We start from the raw sequence: 22,360 nt of genomic DNA on the forward strand, positions 1-22,360 counted from the left end.
ACAACGCCTGATGTTAATACTCATTAACATCGGCCGTCCAGCCTCCTAGACTTCCGGCATGACCTCGCAACCCCTGCGGCCCGCGGGCGACCGGGCGGCGGCGGCGTCGCCGCGGCGGGCGGAGATCCTGGCCGCGGCCGCCGAGCTGTTCGCCCGGCGCGGCTACCACGGCGCGTCCATCGGCGACCTCGGCAGGGCCGTCGGGCTCACCGGTCCCGCCCTCTACCGGCACTTCCGCGGCAAGGAGGCGGTGCTGGCGGAGATGCTGCTGGACATCAGCGAGCGGCTGCGGGCCGAGGGCGCGCGGCGCGCCGCCGACCCCGACCCGGGGCGGGCCCTGGACGCCCTGCTGCGCTGGCACATCGCGTTCGCCCTCGACAACCCCGCGCTGATCACCGTCCACGAGCGCGAGCTGGACAACGTCCCCGAGCCGCAGCGGCACGAGATCCGGCGCCTGCAGCGCGCCTACGTGGAGGAGTGGGTCGGCGTGCTGCGCCGCCTGCGCCCCGAGGACCCGCCCACCGAGGACCGGGCGCGCGCCGCCGTGCACGCCTGCTTCGGCCTGCTCAACTCCACCCCCTACAGCGCCGCGGCCCTGGACCGCGCGGCGATGGGCGACCTGCTGTACGCGATGGCGTCCGCCGCCCTGCGCCAGGTCGCCGAGCCGTCCCGCAATTCGTCCCGCTGACGTTGAACGCCTCGGGCGGGGCGTGCGTACGACTGGGCATGACGGACCAGAAGGTGGCGCCGCTCGACGGCGGTTCGGCCGTCGGCCGGCGTGAGGCGGGGCACGGGGCGCCGCCCTCGGACGGCGGCCCCGCGGGGCCGGCCACGACGGACGTCCGGGGCGCCGACGCCGCCGACCGGGCGGCCCGCGACTGGTCCGGACGCAAGCCCGGCGGCCACCGCGGCACCGACCCCGCCGCCGGCGGCGAAACGGGGACCGCCGCAGGCGCCGCGCCCGAAACAGGCGGCGAAGCCGCGCCCGCGGGCGGGACGCAGGCGGAAAGCGCGGACCGGACGCCCGCGTCGTCCGCGCCGCCCGCCGCCCCCGCGGCTCCCGAGAAGAACGCCGCCCCCGCGGCTCCCGAGAAGAACGCCGCGGCCGACGACCCGGTCGAGGTGTGGCCGTGCGCGAACTGCGGCAGGCCCGTCCCGCAGCCGGTGCGCGGCACCTGGTCGGTGCGGTACTGCACGGACAACGACGGGGCGTGCGCCGCCGAGGCCCGCGCACGCCGCGAACGCGGCCGCGACACCCCCGGGCTGACCGGCCAGGTCGCCTGGGCGTGGGAGATCGTCGAACGGATGGAGGAGGCCGTGGGGCGGCTCGCCGGGTCGCTGGCCTCCGAGCTGAGCGTCGCCGGGGTGGAGCGGCGCATCGCCGACGCCAAGGCCGAGGCCGCCGCCCTCGTCGCGGTCGCGCAGAAGGAGCGCGACGCCTCCCAGCGGCAGGCCGAGGCGGCGTGGCGCCAGGCCGCGGCCGCCCGCGAGCGGATGGAGAACGCCGAACGGGAGGCCGCCGCCGCCCGCGACGAGGCCGCGCGGGCCCGCGCCGAACGCGACGCCGCGCGCCGCGAGGCCGCCGAGGCGCGCGAGGCCGCCGAGCAGGCGGTCGCCGCCAAGCTCGCCGCCGAACGCGAACGCGACCGCGTCGTGGAGCGCGAGGGCGAGCTGCTGTCGGCGCTGGAGTCGGCCCGCGCCGAACTGGTCACCCTGCACTCGCGGCTGTCGGACTCGGAGACGATCATCGAGGGCCAGCGGATCGAGGCCGCCGCCGCCCGCCGCGCCGCCGACGACCTGCGCGCCGCCGTGCACGAGGCCGAGACCAAGCGCGGGCAGGCCGTGGCCGACCGCGACCAGATGCAGGCGCGCCTGCACGAGTGCGAGCAGCAGAACTGGCGGCTGACGCGGACCGTGGAGGAGCTGCGCGCCGCGCTGACCGCGCTCACCGGCGAACGCGACGCGGCCCGCGCCGAGGCCGAACGCGCCCGCCGCCAGATCGACGCCCTGACCAGCTCCGCCCTGCCGGGCGCCGCCGCCGGGCGCCCGGCGGCCGGCACCCGACCCGCCGCCGAGCCGGAATCGGCCGGGCTGCACGCCCTGGACGGATTCCGGCTCCCCCACGCGGGCTGATCGAGACGAGGAGGTGAGGCCCCTACCGCAGAGCACTGGCCCTGTCTGAGCGGCCGCCGCGCCGAACCGGGACGGCGCGGCGGCCGACGCCGATCGGGGCGGTTCAGTCCGCGGAACGCCCGCGCAGCCGCGCCGTGTAGTCGACGGCGCCGGCGCGCACCGCGGCGTGCACGGCCCGCGCGATCCGCGCGCCCCACGTCGAACGCGGCCCGGCGAACGGCTCCTCCGCGCCCGAGTCGGGGACCATGGGGGCGGCCACGCAGATGGCGTCCGACGCGGTGCCGGTGCACGCGTACCCGGCCTCCAGCAGCGCCTGCGTCTTGGCCTCGGTGGCGGTGATGACCGCGTTGACCAGGGCGGCGTCGCCCAGCGGGACCGGCACCGCGACCACGATGTTGACCGTGCCGGGCGCGGCCCCGTCCAGCCGCGCGGGGGCCAGCTCCGGGTCGGCGGCGCCCGGGGGAGCGGCGGCCCACGTCGGGACGCGCAGCCCCACCGTCGCGGCCACGGTCACCCCCTCGTCCGAGGCCTGCACGGTCCGGTCGACCGGCGCCGCGGTCATCATGCCGACGCCGCGTCCCAGCAGGCCGTACCCGGCCGCCAGCTCGCGCAGGTGCTCCCGCGGGTCCAGGCGCGCGTACCCGCCGGGCACCTGGGCGTTCAGCACCCAGTCCACCGGCCCGATCCCGCCGCCCAGCAGCGCCGACGAGATCGCCCGCAGGCCCGGGCCCGGCCGCCACACCGTCGCCGCCAGCCGCGCGCCGTCCTCCACGCGCCACCGCGTCACCAGTCTCATCGAGGCCCGCATGAACGCTCCAAAGACACGACGGGCCGGCCGTCCGGGCCCGGCGCGACGTGCACCCGGGCGCCGAAGTGCGCGCCGACCGCCTCGCCGGTGAGCACCTCGCCGGGCGGGCCGGACGCGGCGACCCGCCCCCGCGACAGCAGCACCAGCGCGTCGGCGTACTGCCCGGCCAGCGTCAGGTCGTGGATCGTGGTGAGCACCGTCAGCCCGTCGTCCCGCCGCAGCCGGTCGACCAGCTCCATCACCTGCTGCTGGTGGCCGATGTCCAGCGCGGTCGTCGGCTCGTCCAGCACCAGCACGGGCGCCTGCTGGGCCAGCGCCCGCGCCAGCACCACCCGCTGCCGCTCCCCGCCCGACAGCCGGTCCAGCGGACGCGCGGCCAGGCCGACGAGGTCGAGCCGCTCCAGCACCTCGGTCGCCACCGCCCGGTCGCGGGCGCTCTCGCGGCCCAGATGCGGGATGTAGGGGGAGCGGCCGAGCAGCGTGTAGTCGAACACCGTCATCCCCGGCGGCAGGTTCGGGTTCTGCGGCGCGTACGCCACCAGCCGGGCGCGGCGGCGCGGCGGCAGCGCCCACGGGTCCGCCCCGGCGACGCTCACCGTGCCGCGGCGCGGCCGCCGCAGCCCCAGGATCGCCCGCAGCAGCGTCGACTTGCCCGCCCCGTTCGGCCCGATGACCGCCGTCCACGTCCCGGCGGGCGCCTCCAGGGACACGTCCCGCAGCACGGGCCGCCCCTCCAGGTCGACGTCCAGGCCGCGCACCGTGACGGTCACGTGTCCACCTCCCCGCGGACGGCGCGCAGCACCGCCACGAAGAACGGGCCGCCGACGAACGCGGTGACCACGCCGAGCGGCAGCTCGCCCGGCGCCACGACCGTGCGGCCCACCAGGTCCGCGACGGTCAGGAACGCCGCGCCGCCGAGCAGCGACAGCGGCAGGACGATCCGGTACGAGCCGCCCGCCAGCCGCCGCACCACGTGCGGCACCACCACGCCGACGAACCCGATGAGCCCGCTGACCGCCACCGCGCACGCGGTGGCCAGCGACGCGGCCGCCAGCACGGTCAGCCGCACCCGCGACGCCGACAGCCCCAGCGCCGCGGCCTCCTCGTCGCCGACGCTCAGCACGTCCAGCAGCCGCCCGTGCAGCAGCAGCGTCGCCACCGCCACCGCCGCGTACGGGGCGATCATCGCCAGCGTGGGCCAGTCGGCCAGGGTGAGACCGCCCAGGATCCACGAGTAGATCCGCTGCAGCTCCTCCGCCTTGGCCTGCTGCAGGAACGCCTGCACCGACGCGAGGAACGACGACACCGCCACGCCCGCCAGCACCAGCGTCGCGGTGCCGGACCCGCCGCCGCGGCGCGCCGTGCTGCCCAGCCCGTAGGCCAGCGCGACCCCGGCGACCGCGCCGGCGAAGGCGGCCAGCGGCACCGCGAACGTCGGCCGGTCCGACATCACGACGATCACCAGCGTGGCGCCGACGCCCGCGCCTGCCGCGGCCCCCAGCAGGTACGGGTCGGCCAGCGGGTTGCGGAACACGCCCTGGTAGGCCGCGCCGGCGACGGCCAGCAGCCCGCCCACCACCGCGCCCAGCAGCACCCGGGGGAGCCGCAGCTCGAACAGCACGTTCCGGTCGACCGGGGCCAGCCCCGAGTCGACGTGCACGAACGGCAGCCGGTCGGCCAGCGCCTTCACCACCCCGCCGGCCGGCAGACCGGCGGGGCCGATCAGCAGCGCGGCGAGCAGCGCCGCCGCGAGCACCAGCGCGGTCACCGCCAGCGGCACAGGACGCAGCCGCGCCGCCTCCCGCGCCTTCACCGGAGGGGCGGCGTCACCGCGCCGCCGACGCCTTCTGCACGGCGTCCCCGATCACCTTGACGAGCTCGGGCAGCCGCGGACCCCAGCGGGACGCGATCGAGTCGTCCAGCTCGACCACGTTCCCGCGCTTCACGGCGTCGAGCCCGTCCCAGCCGGGGCGCTTGGCCACTGCGGCGGCGTTCTGCCCGCAGCACTTGGTGTCGGCCAAGAACACCAGGTCCGGGTCGCTCTTGAGCAGGTGCTCGCGCGACAGCTGCGGGTAGGCGCCCGCCGCCGGCTGCGCCCCGTCGGCGATGTTGCGCAGCCCGAACAGCCCGTACACCTGCCCGATGAACGTCTTGGACGTCACCGTGTGCAGCTGCTCGTCCAGCTCGTGGTAGTAGGTGAGCGGCTCGCCGCCGGGCGGGGCGGCCTTCTTCGCGGCGTCCACGGTCTGTTGGATGCGGCGGCGCATGTCGTCGACGAGCCGGCGGGCCTGCTCGGCGTGGCCGGTGGCCGCGCCCAGATCCATGATCTCGTCGTAGGCGTCCTCGAACCGGGCGGCGGCGGGCTCCAGCAGCACCGGCACCTTCACCTTCTCCAGCGCCTTGACGATGCCGTCCATGTCGTCCGACAGCACCACCAGGTCCGGCTTGTAGCCGATGATCGCCTCGGCGTTCGGCTTGAAGCCCGACAGCTTGGTCCGCGGCGCGTTCGCCGGGTGGTCGGAGTACTCGTCGACGGCCACCACCTGCGCGCCCGCGCCGATGGCGAACAGCGTCTCGGTGTGCGTGGGCGACAACGACACGATCCGCTTGGGCACCGCGGGGAGGGTGACGGTCCCGTTGGCCGCCTGGACGGTGATCGACGCACCGTCCTCGCCCTTCCCGTCGGACGATGCGTCGTCGTTCGCGCCGCACGCCGCGGTCAGCGTCACGACGAGGGTCAGGGCGGCCGCGCCCAGGGCACGTAGCGGTCTCAACCGGGCCTCCAGGTGGGCGGGAGAGGCCGCCGCGACGGGCCGCCCCTTCCGCGAGGGTCGACTGTCATCCGCGCGCGGGAGGCGACCTGGCTCGGCCGAGCGGGGACGGCCATCACAGTTGCGGGACAGCGCCGGAATCGCACCGGACTTCGCTCCATGGCGCGCTCGACCGGCAACGTTATCAGCCGTTCGTCCCGGTCCGACACCGGACGTCCCCACTTGGGCTATCGTCGGCCTCGCACAACTGATCAACACACGGGTGGAGGAGTGGCGTGGTGAGTGGCGTGGCCGAACAGCGGGGTGTCGCGCTGGTCACCGGGGCGTCGCGGGGACTGGGCGCCGCCATCGCCCGCGGACTGGGCGCCGACGGGTGGGCGGTGGCGGTCGGCTACCGGTCCAACGCCGACGGCGCCCGGCGCGTGGTCGAGGACATCCGCGCCGCGGGCGGCACCGCCGAGGCGTTCGCCGCGGACGTCACCGACGAGGCCGAGGTGTCCGCCATGGTGCGGCGGGTCGTCGAACGCCTCGGCCCGGTGGAGGTGCTGGTCGTCAACGCCACCGGCCCCCAACCGCTGGTCGCCGTCGAGGAGCTCACCTGGGAGACGCACCTGGACCAGCTGCGCTTCTTCGTCAAGAGCCCGACCCTGCTGCTGCAGGCGGTGCTGCCCGGGATGAAGGAGCGGGGACGCGGCCGGGTCATCCAGATCGGCTCCGACGTGTTCGAACGCGCGCTGCCCGGCATGTCCGCCTACGTCGCCGCCAAGGGCGCGCAGATCGGGCTGACCCGGTCGTGGGCGCGCGAGCTCGGCCGGTACGGCATCACCGTCAACCTCGTCGCGCCCGGCTGGATCCCGGTCGAGCGGCACGCCGACGTCCCCGCCGAGGAGCGCGCCGCCTACAAGGCGGACGTGCCCCTCGGCCGCATGGGCGTCCCCCAGGACGTCGCAGCCGCGGTGTGCTTCCTGGCGTCCGACGCGTCTTCCTTCATCACCGGCGAACGCATCACTGTCAACGGCGGCCACACCATCGCCTAGACCCGGCCGGGAGCCCGCCGCGGTTCGACGCGACAGCGTCGACCCCGTACGAGACGTGGTGGGGGCGGGCTCCGCGGCGGCGGTCAGCAGGCGGGGACGACGGGGTTGTCGGAGCCGGTGTAGACGTAGGCGTCGGCCACGTAGCCGGCGCCGACCTTGTTCCAGATGTTGCTGGTGCCGTACGTGCCGGTGACCGTGGTGCCCCGCCGGTAGCAGGTGAGGAACACGGTGCCTCCGTCGGGCACCGACCCGATCGCGGACGTGTCGGTGCCCGGCCCGGACCGCACGGTCAGCGGGGCGCCGGCGGTGTTGACCGTCCCGGCCGGGCCGATGCAGGCGTTGCGGCTGGTGTAGTTGGCGGTGCCCCAGTAGAGGATCTGCGACCCGTTGAAGCGGATCTTCTGGTCGACGCCGTTGAGGCGCTGCTCGTAGTGCAGGTGCGGACCGGTCGAGCCGCCGGTGGTGCCGACGGTGCCGATCTGCTGCCCGGCGGTCACGCTCTGCCCGACCGTGACGAACTCCCCGGACAGGTGCGCGTACCGGGTCCGCCACCCGCCGCCGTGGTCGAGTTCGATCCACAGCCCGTAGCTGGTGCTGCCGGTGTTCTCCACGCGTGCGACGGTGCCCGCCGCCGACGCGGTCACCGCGTCGCCGTCGTCTCCGGAGCGGTTGAGGTCCACCGCGTTGGCAGGGCTGTGGTTGCTGCGGGTCTGCCCGGACCACACCTGCCCGCAGGGGAACGGCATTTGGAACGCGGGCGCGGCCATGGCCGGGGCTGCGGGCAGCAGGGCCAGGACGGGGGCGGCGGCGAGGACCACGGCGGTCGTACGTGCGGGTGTTCTCATGGAGGGCTCCGTAGGGGGCAGGCGGGGGAGTGCGGGTCAGCAGGAGGGGGCCACCGGGTCGTCGGACCCGGTGTAGACGTAGGCGTCGGCGACGAAGTGGCCGGGGCCGATGCGGTCCCACAGGTTGCTGGTGCCGTACGTGCCGGTGACGGTCTCGCCCCGCACCTGGCACTCGATGACGACGTTGGCGTAGTTGGCCGCCAGTCCCACGACGCTGGACGAGGTGCCGGCCGACGAACGCACGTTCAGGGGCGTCCCGTTGGTGCGGACGATCCCCTTGGGCCCGGTGCCCGTCCACAGGTAGGTGACGTTCACCCAGGCGTTGTCGGTGAGCCGCAGCCCGTCCCAGAAGGTGCCGTCGGCGAGGTCGATGCCCGCCGGGTTGGCGACGGTCCTGCCGAACTCGTCCTTGCCGCCGTTGTAGCCGTCCTGGTAGGCGGCCTGGGCCTCGGGCTTGCCCTGGGGCAGGTCCTTCCACATCTGCCGGACGGACGACGGGTTCCAGTAGTCGTCGCGGGTGTTCCAGGGGCCGACGTCCCACACGGGCGCGTACTCGCAGCGCGAACCCGACGTCGTGCACACGCGCACCGAGTACTCGCCGGCGTTGTTGGACGACAGCCCGCGGCGCGACGGCAGCGCGACGAAGTGGTCCCGCGTCGTGATGACGTGGCCGTTGGCCGTCGTGCCGCCGACCAGGCCCTCGCGGGTCGCGTACACGCGGTACGTCTGCGCGGCTGCCGCGGCCGGGGCGCGCCGTTCGGCGGTCAGGTCGCCGGTGAGCCGCACCGACGACACCGCGGGCGAGGGGGCGCCGGGCGCGGCCGACAGCACCACCCTCACCTGGATCCGCGTGGACGCGGCGGGCAGGACCTGCCCGGCGGGATACCACTCGGTCCAGGAGGTCCCGCCGAGGTGCGCCCGCACCTCGACGGCGCCCGCGCCCGACACTTCGGCGCGCACGCGGTTGACGGGTTCGGGCAGCTCTTTCGGGGGGAGCAGCAGCTGCCCCGAGGCGACGGCGCCGTCCAGGGCGGCGGGGCCGGTGCGGGTGTCGCGCAGGCGGAGCGCGCGGCCGTCGTGGCGGACGTTGACGTCGTCGCCGTCGATGGCCGACAGGTCCGGGGTCCAGGCGGTCTGCGCGTGGGCGGTGGCGGGCAGGCCGACGAGGGACGCGAGGACCCCCAGAGCGACCATGCCCCTGCGGATCAACGGGAGCATGACCTCGAGGGTGACCGCGCGTGATCAACCCGACAAGCGTGGAAACCGCACGAAAGCGCCCGCCGGTTTTCGGCTACCGTGCGGTAGGTCCCAGCTAGAAGCGGGGGGACGGCTGCCGCTCCCTCCGGTGCGGCGGCCGCCGAACGGCGGGGTCCGGCGGCCGTCCGTCGCTGCCGCGGGGCGGACGCGGACGTCCCGCGCCGCCGGGCGTCCCGAGGGGCCTAGGCCGCGGCCGCGGCGGTGCGGCGGCCGTGCCGCAGGCCGTGCACGGCGGCGACCACGGCGGTGAGGCCCGCGCCGATCGCCGCGATCGTGAAGCACAGCACGTACCCGTGCAGGTTCGGCACGTTCGTGCCGCGGATCACGTTGGCGGTGAGCACCGAGGCGGTCGCCGCGCTGGCCGTGCTGCCCCCCGCCGTGCGGACCAGCGAGTTGATGCCGCTGGCGATGCCGCTCTGGCTCATCGGGACGTGCTGCACGGCGAGGGTGCCGAGCGCCGCGTAGGCGATGCCGAAGCCGACGCCCTGCACGGCGCTGAACACCAGCATGTCGGCGACCGAGTCGTTGAAGAGCGCCAGCCACACGTAGCTGAGCCCGGCGAACACCGAGCCGATCGCCAGCGTGTACGCCGCGCCGAGCCGGGCCTCGAACCGCCCGGCCAGCGCCGAGAAGACCAGCATGGTGACGGTGCTGGGCAGCATGTAGAGGCCGACGTCCAGCACCGTGCCGCTCAGCCCGTAGCCCAGCCGCTCCTTGGGCGTCTGCACGAAGTTGGACACCAGGGTGAAGGCGGCGAACATGGAGAAACCGAGCAGCAGCGAGGCCAGGTTGGCCGACAGCGACCGCGGGCCGACCAGCAGGTTCAGCCGGACGAGCGGTTCGCGCACGCGCAGCTCGATCGCCACCCAGGCCGCGCACAGCGCCGCGGCGGCGGCGAACAGGCCGATGATCCGCCCCGAGCCCCAGCCCCACGCGTTGCCCTGGCTGATGCCCAGCAGCAGGCACACCAGCCAGGCGCCGAGCACCAGGGCGCCGAGCACGTCGGGCCTGCCGCCCGTGCGTCCGCCCGCGGACGGCGCGCACAGCGCCACCAGCGCCAGCGCGCACGCGCCGAGCCCGGCCGCCGTCCAGAACACCGGGTGGTGGCTGGTGGTGCGCTCGGCGATCACGCCGGTGAACAGCATGCCGGCGGTGCCGCCCACGCCCATCGTGGCGCTGACGACGCCGATCGCGGTGGTCACCCGGTCGGGCGGAAAGGCGTCCCGGATGGCGCCGATGGCCAGCGGGATCAGCGCGGCCGAGGCGCCCTGCAGCGCCCGGCCCGCGATCAGCGCGCCCAGCGAGTCGGACAGGGCGCACACCACCGACCCGGCGACCAGCAGCCCCAGGGTCACCATGATCATCAACTTCTTGCCGTACATGTCGCCGAACCGCGACAGCAGCGGTGTGGCGACCGCCCCGGCCAGCAGGGACACGGTGAACACCCACGTGATCGCCGACATGGACACGTGCAACGTGGTCATCAGCCTGGGCAGCAGCGGCAGCACCAGCGTCTGCTGCACCGAGACGGCCATGCCCGCGACGGCCAGGGCCGTCAGGGTGAGTCGGGCGGGCGAGCGTGCGGCGCTCGCCTTCGCGTGGTCGGTGCGTTCTCGCTGTCCGGTCCCCGTGGTACCGGTGCCGGTCATGAAACCTCCTGTCGAAGGGCATAGCGCGTCGGGGTGGGCGCGGTGATCCGCGAGCGAGCGCGATCTAACTTGCTTAAGTTAAGCAAATAATCCCTAGGATGGATGACATGTCCCTGCACCGGCTCCTCCCCGCCGGCCCGGCCGCCGAGACGGACGGGCCGGTTCCGGCGGACGTCATCGAGATCGAGCGCGCCCTGACGAGGATCGCCTACCTGCTCAACCGCAGCCGCCGGCACGGTCAGGTGAAGGCCGAGGCCGACGTGGAGGTGGACCGCGCCGCCGTCCCCGTCCTGCGGCTGCTGTCGGACTCCGAGCCGCTGCGCCTCGGCGAGGCGGCCGGGCGCCTGGGGGTCGAGCCGTCGCACGTGACGCGGCAGGTGCAGCGGCTGGTCAGGGCGGGCTACGTGGAGCGGCTGCCGGACCCGGACGACCACCGCGCCTTCCGCGTCGGCCTGACCCCGCGGGGCCGCGCCGCGGCCGACCGCATCCGCCGGGTGGGGCTCCAGCGGATGCATGAGGCGCTGGCCGCCTGGTCGCCGGACCAGCGGGAGCGGCTCGCCGTGCTGTTCAACCGCATGGTCGACGACTTCCTCGCCCACGCCGAGCACGGGCGGACGGCCTGCTGCGACGCCTCGGACAGCGCCTCGGACAGCGGCTCGGACGGCGGCTCGGACGGCGGCTCGGGCGGAGCGAAGGCGGCCGAGGGCGACGTGCGGTAGACGGCGCGCGGCCGCCCCTCGACTAGGGTCCAAGGAGTGATCACTGAGGAGCTGTCGCGGAACGTCGCCACCGCGTGGGGGGACGACGGGAAGCGATGGCTCCGGGACCTGCCGGGCATTCTGCGCGAGCTGCTCCGTGACTGGGACCTGAGGGCAGGTCGGCCGTTTCCGTCGTCCTACCACTACGTCACCTCCGTGACCCGCGGCGATGGCGCACCGGCCGTGCTCAAGCTGGGCGTGCCGAGCGAGACGGCGCTCGCCGGGGAGGCGTCCGCCCTGGCCGCGTTCGACGGTCGCGGCGCGGTCCGGCTGCTGCGGACGGACCTCGAGCGGGGGGCGCTGCTGCTGGAACGCGTTGCACCCGGGCGTCCCGCCCGCGATCTTGTACCCGCACGGGACGCCGAGGCGACGACGGCGATCGCGTCGGTGATGCGGCGCCTGCACGTTCCGCCGCCGCCCGACAGCGAACTGCCGGACCTGCTGACACAGGCCAGGGCCTTTGACGACTACGCGGCCAGGCACGGGGAGAACGGGCCGCTGCCGCTGGACATGGTGCTGCGCGCGGGCGGGCTGATGCGCGAGCTGTGCGCGTCGGCCGCCGAACGCGTCGTCCTGCACGGCGACCTGCACCACGACAACGTCCTGCGCGCCGCCCGCGAGCCCTGGCTGGCCATCGACCCGCATGGGCTCGTCGGCGACCCCGGCTACGACGTCGGCGCGATGCTCTTCAACCCCGACCCGGGCGACCGCGACGAGAAGCCGACCGCGCTGGTGCCCGCGCGGGTCGAGCAGCTCGCCGACGAACTGGCCATGCCGCTGGACCGCGTCGTGGCGTGGGGGTTCGTCAAGGCCGTCATGTCGGACGTATGGACGGCCGAGGACTGGACGCCGGGCGCGGGCTGGTCTCCGATCAGCCGGGCGTTCGATGTGGCGCGCCTGCTGGCGCCCCGCCTTCCGTAGAGCCGCCCCTTCACCGGCCCGCCATACGGCCGCCCGTGTCTGAGAGCAGGGCAGGGGTGGTAGTCATGCCGGTTCCGACTACGCGCCGCGCATCGCTTGAGGCAGCGTCGTGAGCGCGGACCGGGGCGGCGTCCGCCAAGCGCGCCCTCGTCACCGACGGCGAGATGCCGGGGACGTCGTCCGGTCCCGGGCCCGTCGGGTCGCAACCGCACACCGCGGCCCCGGCATCGGCCGTGCGCGAAAGAGGACGCGCCGCCCGCCGGCACCGCCACGGGATCCGCCCGACCGGCTGCGACCCGGGGCGGGCGGCGCGCCGGGTTTCCCCGGTGCGGCAGGGGGGACGCTGCTGCTGGGTCGGGCCTGCTCCATCGTCGGCGGCGTTCGAGGCGGGGGCGTGAACGTGGAACGCAAGGACGACGCGGAGACCGCGCGGACACGGCAGGTGCCGCCGTCGCTGGTCCTCGCCGCGGGCTGGGCCTGGCGCCTTCTGGTCCTCGCCGCCGTGCTGTACGTCCTGGTCCGGATCGCGAGCAGGCTCACCTTCGTGGTGATCCCCTTCGTGGTCGCGCTGCTGCTGTGCGCGCTGCTGCACCCGGTCATCGCGCGGCTGTCCCGGTGGGGGATGCGGCCGCTGGCCGCCACCTGGATCACCATGCTGCTGTCGCTGGTCGTGCTCGGCGGCGTCGGCTTCTACGTCGGCGTCCAGGCCAACGCGCAGTTCCCCAGGCTGGCCGCCGAGGTGCAGCAGACCGGCCGGCAGGTGCAGGACTGGCTGGTCCACGGGCCGCTGCACCTGAAGACCTCGCAGCTGCAGCGGTACGTCGACGAGGGCGTGAAGTATCTGGAGGAGCGGCGCGGCCAGCTCGCCGGCACCGCCGTGGAGGCGGGGCGGCTGACCGTCGAGATCCTCGCCGGCTTCGTCCTCATGCTGTTCGTCCTGTTCTTCCTGCTCAAGGACGGCGGCCGGATCTGGCGCTGGATGATCGGCGGGCTCGGCCCGTACCGCGCCCGCGTGGACCGCGCGGGCCGCGCCGCGTGGCGGACGCTGTCGCAGTACGTCCACGGCACGGTCGTCGTGGCGGCCATCCACGCGATCACCATGGCGATCGTGCTGACGGTGCTGGGCGTGCCGCTGGTCGCCCCCCTCGCAGTGATCATCTTCCTGGGGAGCTTCATCCCCATCGTCGGCATCCTGGTGAGCGGGGCGCTCGCCGTCGCCGTCACGCTGAGCGCGAAGGGCATCTGGGCGGCGCTGATCTTCCTCGGCCTGCTGCTCGTCGAGCAGCAGATCGAGGGGCATCTGCTGCAGCCGCTCGTGGTCGGCCGCTGGGTGCGGCTGCATCCGCTGGCGATCATCATGGCCATCTCCGTGGGCGGCGTCCTGGCCGGCATCCCCGGCGCCGCGCTGGCCGTGCCCCTGGTCGCCGTCGTCTACCGGGTCATCCCCGCCCTGCGCGCCGATCCGGTGCCCGCCGCTGCCGCCCCCGCTCCCGCCGACCCGCCGCAGGCCGACGACTCGTCCGACGACCGGCGGCGCGACGAGGAGGGGGAGACGGGCGCCTGAACGCCCGTGCCGGAGTCGACGCGCCCGAACGTCGCCGTGAGGGCCGGTCGGCCGGTCCGCGGGCTGTGTCCTCATCGCGGTCGGCGTCCCCCTCGCGCGGCGGAGACGCACGTTCATCCGCGGGGCGGGAGACAGCGCGTGCCGCTTCGGCGAAGGATGTGACGCAGGAAGCACTCGATGACGAGGGGGGACGTCATGCAACGCTTCGCGCTCATGTACCGGATCAAGCCGGGCAGCCAGGCGGCCGTCCGCAAGCTGCTGTCGGAGTACGAGGCCCCGCAGCAGATCACCGACGGCGCGGCCCGGCTGCTCGGCACGTCGGTGTTCATGAAGGACGACGTGGTGGTGCGGATGATCGAGATCGAGGGCGACCTGGAGACGGTGGCGCGGCACCTGTCCCGGCAGCCGTCCATCCAGCGGCTCGAACGGGAGCTCGACCGGTACGTGGCCGAGAAGCGGGACATGAGCACGCCCGAGGGCGCGCGCGAATTCTTCCGCAAGGCGCTGATGGAGACTCTCATCACCCGCACGGCACCGCCGTCGGAGCCCGCTTTCAGCGGCCGCTGACGAAAAGGCCGCACGGCATTCGCACGGGTCGCCGGAAGGGGGACGGCGACCGGTTCCCTTGCCCGCGCGATGGGCGCCGCGTCGGTGATCGCCGGGGAAGTGGCGTGCCTTTGGGGAATGCATGGGAATTCACCGTGCGCCCGGCGGTATAGGTCCATTGCCGTACGACGTGCCGCGCCGCCGAACGACGTCGACGCCGGCGTACGGATGATCATCGGGACCCGCGTCCGGCGGGCGCCCTCGCCCTTGTCTTTCCGCCCTTGCGCGGTGCCCTGAAACGGAGGCGCAGGCAGTGGAACCCGTGCGCGTGCTGATCGCCGACGACCAGCCGCTCGTGCGCGAGGGGCTGCGGGCCACCCTCGCGCCGGCGCAGGACCTGCGCATCGTCGGCGAGGCGTGCGACGGGCTGGAGGCGGTGCGGCTGGCCCACGCGACCAGGCCCGGCGTGGTGCTGATGGACATCCGCATGCCGGGCCTGGACGGGCTGGAGGCCACCGAGCGGCTGTGCGGCCCGGACGGCGTGCCGGGCGTGCGGATCATCATGCTCACCATGTTCGACCAGGACGAGCACGTGTTCGGCGCGCTGCGCGCCGGGGCCAGCGGGTTCCTGCTCAAGGACGTGCCCGCCGAGAAGATCGTCGAGGCGGTGCGCGTGGTGGCCGCCGGCGACGCCCTGCTGGCCCCCGCCGTCACCCGCCGGCTGATCGCCGAGTTCGCCCGCCGGCCGACCGTCACGCCCGGCGCCGCCTCCGCCCTGGACGGGCTGACCGCCCGCGAGACCGACGTCTTCAAGCTGCTGGTGCGCGGCTACGGCAACGAGGAGATCGCCCGCATGCTCTCGCTCGGCGAGAGCACGGTGAAATCGCACGTCCAGCACCTCTACCAGAAACTCGGCGTGCGCGACCGCGTCCAGTTGGTCATTCACGCCTACGAGTGCGGGCTGCTGCGCCCGGGCGTCGCGGCGGCCTCCGCCGAGCGGAGGAACTGACCGCCTTCGCGGAGGACGGGGCAATTCATATCGCCGTGGGAAGACGTCGGTGAATTGCCGCCCTAACGTGGTGCCGTCATGTTTTTCCGAATGATCGGGGAGTGAGCCGTCGTGTCTGACCGCACCCTCATCGTCGCGCGTCTCAAACCGGGTGGAGCCGATGGCGTCGCCAGGCTTTTCGCCGAATCGGACGCGTCGGAGCTGCCGCGCGCGCTGGGCGTCGTCCGGCGCCACCTTTACCAATTTCACGGGCTGTATTTCCACTATGTCGAGTTTGAGGGTGACGCCCGGGCCGCGGTGGAGCGCGCCCGCAAACGCGCCGACTTCCAGAAGCTCAGCGACGACCTGCAGGCCTATGTGATGGCCTACGACCCGGCGACGTGGCGAACCCCGAAGGACGCCATGGCCGAGGAGTTCTACCGGTGGACGCCCGAGGAGGGCGCCCAGGGTCCCGCTCTGCGCGCAGCGTCGCGGCCGGCCGCCGCGCGGGGGGACGCATGAGGGGCGCGACCGCGGCGGCCGCGGACCGGCGCGCCCAGGCCACCGCCCGCTGGGTGCGGTGCGCGGCCTGCGGCACGACGCTGTACGTCCCGCGGCTGTCCAGGCTGCTGGGGGTGTGCCCGGACTGCGGTCACCACCACCGCCTGCGCGCCGGCGAGCGCATCGACCACCTGCTCGACCCGGGGTCCTTCACCGCCGCCTCCGACCGGATCCGCAGCGCCGATCCGCTGGGCTTTCGCGACCGCCTGCCCTATCCGGAGCGGCTGGCCGCCGCCATGGAGAGCACCGGGCTGGACGACGCGGTCGTGCGCGGACGCGGCACCGTGCAGGGCACCGAGGTCGTGGTGGCGGTCATGGACTTCGCGTTCATGGGCGGCAGCATGGGCTCGGCGGTCGGCGAGGCGGTGACCCGGGCGGCCGAGGAGGCGCTGGCCACCCGCACCCCGCTGCTGCTCGTGACGGCCTCCGGCGGCGCCCGCATGCAGGAGGGCTGCCTGTCGCTGATGCAGATGGCCAAGACCGCGCAGGCGATCCGCGCCTGCGGCCGCGCCGGCGTGCTGACGGTGAGCGTGCTGACCGACCCCACGTTCGGCGGAGTGACCGCGTCGTTCGCCACCCTGACCGACGTCGTGCTGGCCGAGCCGCGCGCCCTCGTCGGGTTCGCCGGGCCGCGGGTGATCGAGTCGGCGACCGGGCGGCCGCTGCCCGACGGGTTCCAGACCGCCGAGTACCTGCGCGAGCACGGCATGGTCGACCTCGTCGAGACGCGCGCCAACCTGCGCCCGGTGCTCGGACGCGTCCTCGCGCTGTGCGCGCCGCGCGCCGACGACTGCGGGCACCGTCCGCCGCAGCGGTCGGAGGCGCGGGAACGGGACGCCTGGGAGACGGTGCGTTTCGCCCGCGCCATCGACCGCCCCACGACGCTGGACTACATCGGCATGATGTGCGCGGACTTCGTCGAGCTGCACGGCGACCGCGCGCACGGCGACGACCCGGCGATCGTGGGCGGGCCGGCCCGGCTGGGCGGGCGCAACGTCATGATCATCGGCCATCAGAAGGCGCACGACACCGCCGGGCTGGTCGCCCGCAACTTCGGCATGCCGCACCCCGAGGGGTACCGCAAGGCGGTGCGGCTGATGCGGCTGGCCGAGCGCCTCGGCCTGCCCGTCGTCACCCTGGTCGACACGCAGGGCGCGGCGGCGGGCGTGGAGGCCGAGGAGCGCGGCCAGGCGTGGGCGATCGCCGAGTCGATCGCGACGATGGCCGAGCTGACCGTGCCGGTCGTCGCCACCGTGATCGGGGAGGGCGGCAGCGGCGGCGCGCTCGCGCTGGCCGTGGCCGACCGCGTGCTGATGCTGGAGAACGCCTGCTACTCGGTGATCAGCCCGGAGAGCTGCTCGGTGATCCTGTGCGGGGACTCCGGACGCGCCGCGGCGATGGCCGAGGCGCTGCGCCTCACCGCGCCCGAGCTGCTGCGGCTCGGGGTCGTCGACGGCGTGGTGCCCGAACCGGACGGCGGGGCGCAGCGCGCGCCCGAGGACGCCGCCGACGCGCTGAAGGCGGCGGTGCTGCGCGCGCTGCACGACCTGGACGGGCTCGACGGCGCCGACCTGGTGGCGCGTCGGCACGCCCGGTTCCGCACCCTGGGGGTGGTCGCCGATGCCTGAGCATTCCCTCTCCGCCGCGGCCGACGACGCGCGGCGCATCGCCGGGAACGGCGCGGCCAAGGACCGTTCCCGGGCGCAGGCGGCGCAGGGCCGCGGCGGACCGGACCTGGCGCGTGAGGCGAGCCCGAACGGCGCCGCCGCGGGTCCGTCCGGCAACGGCCGTCCCGCCGCGCCCGGGGCCGGGAGCGGGCCCGCCAAGTCCGCCGCGGGCAACGCCGCCGCCAAGACGCGGTCCCGCAACGGCGTGGCACCGGCCCGCTCCGCCGGCGACGCGGCGCGGGGCGGCGCCGCGACCCGGGCCGACTGGGAGGCGCTGGTGCGCACGCTGCGCGAAGAGGCCGCCGACCTGGTCAGGTCCGTGCCCGGACCGCTCGCCCGGCTCGCGGTGCGCGTCGGCGACTGCTCCGTCGAGATGGCGTGGGACCGGCGGCCCGCCGCCCGCGCCGCGGCGGATGCGGACGCCGCGCCGTCACCGCCGCCCGCCGGCGCCGGACCGGGCGCCGGGGCCCGGGCCGCGTCCGACGCGGCGGGCGACGCGAAGGCCGACGCCCGCTCCGACGCCGGGACCGACGAAGGGTTGGAGACCTGCGCCGCGCCATTGGTCGGCACGTTCTACCGGTCCCCGGCGCCGGGCGAGGACCCGTTCGTGGAAGTGGGCGACCGGGTGAAGGCCGGCCAGCCGGTCGGGATCGTCGAGGCGATGAAGCTGATGAACGAGATCCCCGCCGAATGCGACGGCGAGGTGGTGGAGGTGCTCGTCCCCGACGCCGCCCCCGTGGAGTTCGGGCAGCCGCTGGTGCGCATCCGTCCCGACCGCCGCGGCGGCGCCGACGGCGACCGACGGCGGGACTGACCGGGGGCGCGCGGTGTTCCGAAAGATCCTCATCGCCAACCGCGGGGAGATCGCCGTGCGGATCGCCCGCACCTGCCGGGAGATGGGCATCGCGACCGTCGCGGTGCACTCCACCGCCGACCGGGACGGGCAGGCCGTCGCGCACGCCGACGAGACCGTGCAGATCGGCCCGCCGCAGGCGCGGCGCAGCTACATGTACGTGCCGGCGATCATCGAGGCGGCGCTGCGCACCGGCGCGGACGCGATCCACCCCGGCTACGGGTTCCTGTCGGAGGACCCCGACTTCGCCCGGATCTGCGCCGAGCACGGCATCGCGTTCATCGGCCCGCCGCCGGAGGTCATGGAGACCACGGGCGACAAGGCCCGGGTGCGCCGCCTGATGGCCGACGCCGGGCTGCCGGTGCTGCCGGGCAGCGACGGCACGCTGCCCACCCTGGACGACGCGCAGGAGGTCGCCCGCCGCATCGGCTTCCCGGTGATCGTCAAGGCGGCGGCGGGCGGCGGGGGACGCGGCATCGCGGTGGCCGACTCGCCGTCCGCGCTGTGCCGCGCCTACCGGGAGACCACGGCGGTCGCCCGCACCGTGTTCGGCGCTGGCGACGTCTACCTGGAGCGGTACGTGCCCGCCGCCCGCCACGTCGAGGTGCAGCTGCTGTGCGACGGGCACGGCGCGGCGATCCACCTCGGCGAGCGCGACTGCTCCCTGCAGCGGCGGCGGCAGAAGCTCATCGAGGAGGCGCCGTGCCCGGGCCTGTCGCCGCACCTGCGCGAGCGGCTCGGGGAGTACGCGGTGGCGGCGGCCCGCGCCCTCGGCTACGAGGGCGCGGGGACGGTGGAGTTCCTCGTCGACCACTCCGGCGAACCCACGTTCATGGAGGTCAACGCCCGGATCCAGGTGGAGCACCCGGTCACCGAGATGATCACCGGGCTGGACCTGGTCCGGGAGCAGATCCGCATCGCGGCGGGGGAGCGGCTCGGGCTGACCCAGCGCGACGTGCGGCCCGTGGGCTGGGCGATCGAGTGCCGGGTCAACGCCGAGGACCCCGACGCCGACTTCCGCCCCACCCCCGGACTGCTGGAGGTGTTCCGGCCGCCCGGCGGCCCCGGGACGCGCGTCGACTCGGGCTTCGTCCAGGGCGACCGGGTGCCGTCGTTCTACGACTCGCTGCTCGCCAAGCTGGTCGTCTGGGCGCCCACCCGGGAGCAGGCCATCGCCCGCGCCGACCGGGCCCTGGCCGAGTTCACCGTCCGCGGTCCGGGGATCGCGACCACCGTTCCGCTGCTGCGCGCGCTGCTGGCGCATCCGGACTTCGTCGCCGGACACCACCACACGAACCTCGTCGACCAGATGGCCCGTTCGAAAGGAGACAGCGATGTCCGAGAGGACGACGTCCGCACCGGCGCTCACCGATGACGACGTGCAGGCGCTGCTGCGCGCCGTCGGCGCCGCCGGCGCCGCGCCCGGCGACCGCGGCAGAACGTTCGAGGAGCTGGGCCTGGACTCCCTGGCGCGCTTCGAGATCGCCAGCCGCATCAAGAACCGCTACGGCGTGGACGTGGAAAGCGAGATCACCGCCGAGACCAGCCCGGCCGGCCTGCGCGACCTGGTCAACAGCAGGCTCGCCGGGGCCTGACGGCCGCGGGGGCCGCACGGGCCCCGTCCGGAGTCCAGTTTCCAGGCACGCACCGGGCCGCAGCGGCCCCGCAGAGGAGGACGACATGATCGGCACCACCGACAACTCGATCGTCATCGACGCGCCCGTCGGGTACGTCTTCGCCAAGACCAACGACGTGCGCGGCTGGCCGGACCTGTTCACCGAGTACAAGAGCGTGGAGGTGCTCGAGGAGGAGGAGAACGCGGTCACGTTCCGGCTCACCATGCACCCCGACGAGAACGGCACGTGCTGGTCGTGGGTGTCGCGCCGGGAGTGGGACCCGCGCACCCGCACCGTGCGGGCCCGCCGCGTGGAGACCGGCCCGTTCGAGTTCATGGACATCATCTGGACGTTCGAGGAGCTCGAACCCGACCGCACCCGCATGCGCTGGGTGCAGCACTTCCGCATGAAGCCGGACGCGCCGGTGGACGACGAGTGGATGACCGGCAACATCAACCGCAACTCGGTCGAGCAGATGCGGATCATCAAGGAGCGGCTGGAGCGGCGGCGCTCCACGGCGGTGGGACTGGACGACGTGCCGTCCAACACCCGGCGCGGCGGCGACATGCGCACGCTGCTGGCGCCCAGCACCATCGGGTCGGCGTACGGCTTCGGCGGCGCGATGCGCCTCGGCCCGCACGAGCGCACCCGCGAGCACTACCACCCCTACTCGGAGGAGTTCCTGTTCGTCACGTCGGGGGAGATGCGCGTCGAGCTGGACGGGCGGCCCTCCACCATCCGCGCGGGCCAGGCGATGCTCATCCCGCGCGGCGTGCGGCACCGCGTGACCGGCGGAGACACCGAGTCGATGGTGGTGTTCCACCTGAGCCCGCTCGCGCCGCGCCCCGACCTCGGCCACGTCGACACCGAGGACGAGGCGGCGGGCGCCGCGGCGCGGCCGTCCCCGGCCGCGGCCGCCGCCTCGCGTCCCGTCGCGCACGCCGCCGGGCAGGGGGCCAGGCCGGGCGCGAAGCCCGGCAAGGCCGGCGCCAAGACGGGGGCCAAGCCGCGCGTCAAGGAGACGTCGTGAGGCCCGAGAAGGGCGCGGCGCGACGTACCGGTTCCGGACCGCGGCGGACCGTCGTCACGGGCATCGGGGTCGTGGCGCCGGGGGGCGGCGACCGCGAGGAGTTCTGGCGGCGGATCGTCGACGGCAAGCCGGCCATCCGGCGCATCACGTTCTTCGACCCCGCGCGCTTCCGGTCCCAGGTGGCGGCCGAGTGCGACTTCGCGCCCGCCGACTACGGGCTGACGCCCCGGGAGACGCGGCGCACCGACCGGTTCGTGCAGTTCGCCATGGCGGCCGCCGACGAGGCGATCGCCGACAGCGGACTGGACCTGCAGACCGTGGACACCGAGCGGATGGGCGTGTCGCTCGGCACGGCCACCGGCGCGGCCGCGACGCTGGAGGACGAGTACGTGGTCGCCAGCGACCACGGCAGGCACTGGGTGGTGGACGCCGACCACGTCATGCCGTTCATGTACCAGGCGCTCGTGCCGTCCAGCGGCGCCGCCGAGCTGGCGGTGCGCTACGGCGCGCACGGCCCCGCCGCGGTGATCTCCACCGGGTGCACCGCGGGCATCGACGCCATCGGCCACGCCCACCGGCTGATCCTCGACGGCGAGGCCGACGTGATGGTGGCGGGGGCCTCCGAGGCGCCGGTCACGCCGTTCTCGGCCGCCGCGTTCGACGCGATCCGGGCGACCACGCCGCGCAACGACGACCCGGAGGGCGCGTCCCGGCCGTTCGACGCCGACCGGCAGGGCTTCGTGCTCGGCGAGGGCTGCGCGGTGCTCCTCCTGGAGGAGCTGGGGCACGCCCGGGCCCGCGACGCCGAGATCTACTGCGAGATCACCGGGTACGGCACCCGCGCCAACGCCTACCACATGACCGGGCTGCGGCCCGACGGCCTGGAGCTGGCCGAGGCCATCTCCGAGGCCATGCGCCAGGCCCGGCTCGACGGCTCCGACCTGGGGTACATCAGCGCCCACGGGTCCGGCACCAAGATGAACGACCGGCACGAGACCGCCGCGTACAAGCGCGCGCTGGGGCCCGCGGCCTACGACGTGCCGATCAGTTCCATCAAGTCGGTGGTGGGGCACTCGCTCGGCGCGATCGGGTCGATCGAGATGGCGGCGTGCGCGCTGGTGATCCAGCGCGGCGTCATCCCGCCGACCGCCAACCTGCAGACCCCGGACCCCGACTGCGACCTGGACTACACCCCGGTCACGGCCCGGGAGGCCCGGGTGGACCACGCCTTGTCGGCGGGCAGCGGCTTCGGCGGCTTCCAGTCCGCCATGATCTTCTCCCGGCCGCCGGGCGGCCGGGCGGAGCGATGACCGCCGCGGGCGGCCGCGCGGCCGCGACCGCGGTCCGCGCGCCGGC

22 protein-coding genes are annotated in these 22,360 nt (G+C 74.8%); 15 read left to right on the top strand and 7 right to left on the bottom strand.

What is annotated here, in order from left to right:
* The first annotated feature begins 58 nt into the window (after positions 1-58).
* Both AR3_RS17900 and AR3_RS17905 read left to right on the top strand, forming a co-directional pair.
* Positions 59-688 (top strand): TetR/AcrR family transcriptional regulator, encoded by a 630-nt coding sequence (locus tag AR3_RS17900; protein ID WP_067915370.1) that lies wholly within the window; start codon positions 59-61, stop codon positions 686-688.
* Positions 689-726: 38 nt separating this feature from the next.
* Complete coding sequence (locus AR3_RS17905; protein ID WP_067915371.1) at positions 727-2,133, top strand: hypothetical protein; 1,407 nt, start codon at positions 727-729, stop codon at positions 2,131-2,133.
* 103 nt (positions 2,134-2,236) lie between these two features.
* On the opposite strand, the gene AR3_RS17910 is transcribed toward AR3_RS17905, so the two are convergent.
* From AR3_RS17910 to AR3_RS17925, 4 genes are read right to left on the bottom strand one after another with little or no spacing between them, the layout of a single operon-like run.
* Positions 2,237-2,929 carry an adenosylcobinamide amidohydrolase gene (locus AR3_RS17910; RefSeq protein WP_106258975.1) on the bottom strand — a complete coding sequence of 231 codons (693 nt, stop codon included), beginning with the start codon at positions 2,927-2,929 and terminating at the stop codon, positions 2,237-2,239.
* On the bottom strand, positions 2,926-3,711 hold the full coding sequence (locus AR3_RS17915) for an ABC transporter ATP-binding protein (RefSeq protein ID WP_067915373.1): 786 nt from the start codon (positions 3,709-3,711) through the stop codon (positions 2,926-2,928). The genes AR3_RS17910 and AR3_RS17915 overlap by 4 nt, the downstream gene beginning before the upstream one ends.
* Positions 3,708-4,754, bottom strand: a complete 1,047-nt coding sequence (locus AR3_RS17920) for a FecCD family ABC transporter permease (protein ID WP_067915374.1) — start codon at positions 4,752-4,754, stop codon at positions 3,708-3,710. The genes AR3_RS17915 and AR3_RS17920 overlap by 4 nt, the downstream gene beginning before the upstream one ends.
* Before the next feature lie 13 nt (positions 4,755-4,767).
* Complete coding sequence (locus AR3_RS17925; protein ID WP_067915375.1) at positions 4,768-5,715, bottom strand: ABC transporter substrate-binding protein; 948 nt, start codon at positions 5,713-5,715, stop codon at positions 4,768-4,770.
* Between the two features lie 272 nt (positions 5,716-5,987).
* Here AR3_RS17925 and AR3_RS17930 point away from each other — a divergent pair, with 272 nt between their 5' ends.
* Complete coding sequence (locus AR3_RS17930) at positions 5,988-6,749, top strand: SDR family NAD(P)-dependent oxidoreductase (protein WP_067915376.1); 762 nt, start codon at positions 5,988-5,990, stop codon at positions 6,747-6,749.
* Positions 6,750-6,832: 83 nt separating this feature from the next.
* On the opposite strand, the gene AR3_RS17935 is transcribed toward AR3_RS17930, so the two are convergent.
* The 3 genes from AR3_RS17935 to AR3_RS17945 form a co-directional block, all read right to left on the bottom strand.
* Positions 6,833-7,594 (bottom strand): M23 family metallopeptidase, encoded by a 762-nt coding sequence (locus AR3_RS17935; protein WP_067915377.1) that lies wholly within the window; start codon positions 7,592-7,594, stop codon positions 6,833-6,835.
* Positions 7,595-7,630: 36 nt separating this feature from the next.
* Positions 7,631-8,812: a DUF8814 domain-containing protein gene (locus AR3_RS17940; protein ID WP_067915378.1), complete on the bottom strand. Its 1,182-nt coding sequence runs from the start codon at positions 8,810-8,812 to the stop codon at positions 7,631-7,633.
* 221 nt (positions 8,813-9,033) lie between these two features.
* Positions 9,034-10,500 (bottom strand): MFS transporter, encoded by a 1,467-nt coding sequence (locus AR3_RS17945; RefSeq protein WP_067915379.1) that lies wholly within the window; start codon positions 10,498-10,500, stop codon positions 9,034-9,036.
* Between the two features lie 98 nt (positions 10,501-10,598).
* Here AR3_RS17945 and AR3_RS17950 point away from each other — a divergent pair, with 98 nt between their 5' ends.
* The 12 genes from AR3_RS17950 to AR3_RS18005 all read left to right on the top strand — a co-directional run bounded on the left by AR3_RS17950 (position 10,599) and on the right by AR3_RS18005 (position 22,314).
* Entirely contained in the window at positions 10,599-11,219 is a 621-nt protein-coding gene (locus AR3_RS17950) for a MarR family winged helix-turn-helix transcriptional regulator (RefSeq protein WP_227023266.1), read from the top strand.
* Between the two features lie 237 nt (positions 11,220-11,456).
* Positions 11,457-12,179, top strand: a complete 723-nt coding sequence (locus AR3_RS17955; RefSeq protein WP_451916695.1) for an aminoglycoside phosphotransferase family protein — start codon at positions 11,457-11,459, stop codon at positions 12,177-12,179.
* 394 nt (positions 12,180-12,573) lie between these two features.
* Positions 12,574-13,743 (top strand): AI-2E family transporter, encoded by a 1,170-nt coding sequence (locus tag AR3_RS17960; protein WP_227023267.1) that lies wholly within the window; start codon positions 12,574-12,576, stop codon positions 13,741-13,743.
* A gap of 177 nt (positions 13,744-13,920) precedes the next feature.
* On the top strand, positions 13,921-14,310 hold the full coding sequence (locus AR3_RS17965; protein WP_217998619.1) for a SchA/CurD-like domain-containing protein: 390 nt from the start codon (positions 13,921-13,923) through the stop codon (positions 14,308-14,310).
* Positions 14,311-14,602: 292 nt separating this feature from the next.
* Complete coding sequence (locus AR3_RS17970; protein ID WP_067915383.1) at positions 14,603-15,298, top strand: response regulator; 696 nt, start codon at positions 14,603-14,605, stop codon at positions 15,296-15,298.
* 111 nt (positions 15,299-15,409) lie between these two features.
* Complete coding sequence (locus AR3_RS17975) at positions 15,410-15,799, top strand: TcmI family type II polyketide cyclase (RefSeq protein WP_067915384.1); 390 nt, start codon at positions 15,410-15,412, stop codon at positions 15,797-15,799.
* A complete protein-coding gene (locus tag AR3_RS17980) occupies positions 15,796-17,466 on the top strand; it encodes an acetyl-CoA carboxylase carboxyltransferase subunit alpha (RefSeq protein ID WP_067915385.1) in 1,671 nt (556 codons plus the stop codon). The genes AR3_RS17975 and AR3_RS17980 overlap by 4 nt, the downstream gene beginning before the upstream one ends.
* On the top strand, positions 17,459-18,319 hold the full coding sequence (accB, locus tag AR3_RS17985) for an acetyl-CoA carboxylase biotin carboxyl carrier protein (protein ID WP_067915386.1): 861 nt from the start codon (positions 17,459-17,461) through the stop codon (positions 18,317-18,319). The genes AR3_RS17980 and accB overlap by 8 nt, the downstream gene beginning before the upstream one ends.
* Before the next feature lie 13 nt (positions 18,320-18,332).
* Entirely contained in the window at positions 18,333-19,733 is a 1,401-nt protein-coding gene (locus AR3_RS17990) for an acetyl-CoA carboxylase biotin carboxylase subunit (protein WP_067915387.1), read from the top strand.
* A complete protein-coding gene (locus AR3_RS17995) occupies positions 19,693-19,953 on the top strand; it encodes an acyl carrier protein (RefSeq protein ID WP_067915388.1) in 261 nt (86 codons plus the stop codon). The genes AR3_RS17990 and AR3_RS17995 overlap by 41 nt, the downstream gene beginning before the upstream one ends.
* An 85-nt stretch (positions 19,954-20,038) precedes the next feature.
* Complete coding sequence (locus AR3_RS32790) at positions 20,039-21,004, top strand: cupin domain-containing protein (RefSeq protein ID WP_083951645.1); 966 nt, start codon at positions 20,039-20,041, stop codon at positions 21,002-21,004.
* Positions 21,001-22,314, top strand: a complete 1,314-nt coding sequence (locus tag AR3_RS18005; protein ID WP_067915389.1) for a beta-ketoacyl-[acyl-carrier-protein] synthase family protein — start codon at positions 21,001-21,003, stop codon at positions 22,312-22,314. The genes AR3_RS32790 and AR3_RS18005 overlap by 4 nt, the downstream gene beginning before the upstream one ends.
* The last annotated feature ends 46 nt before the right edge of the window (positions 22,315-22,360 follow it).

The organism is Actinomadura rubrobrunea NBRC 15275, from assembly GCF_001552235.1.
Classification (GTDB): Bacteria; Actinomycetota; Actinomycetes; order Streptosporangiales; family Streptosporangiaceae; genus Spirillospora; species Spirillospora viridilutea.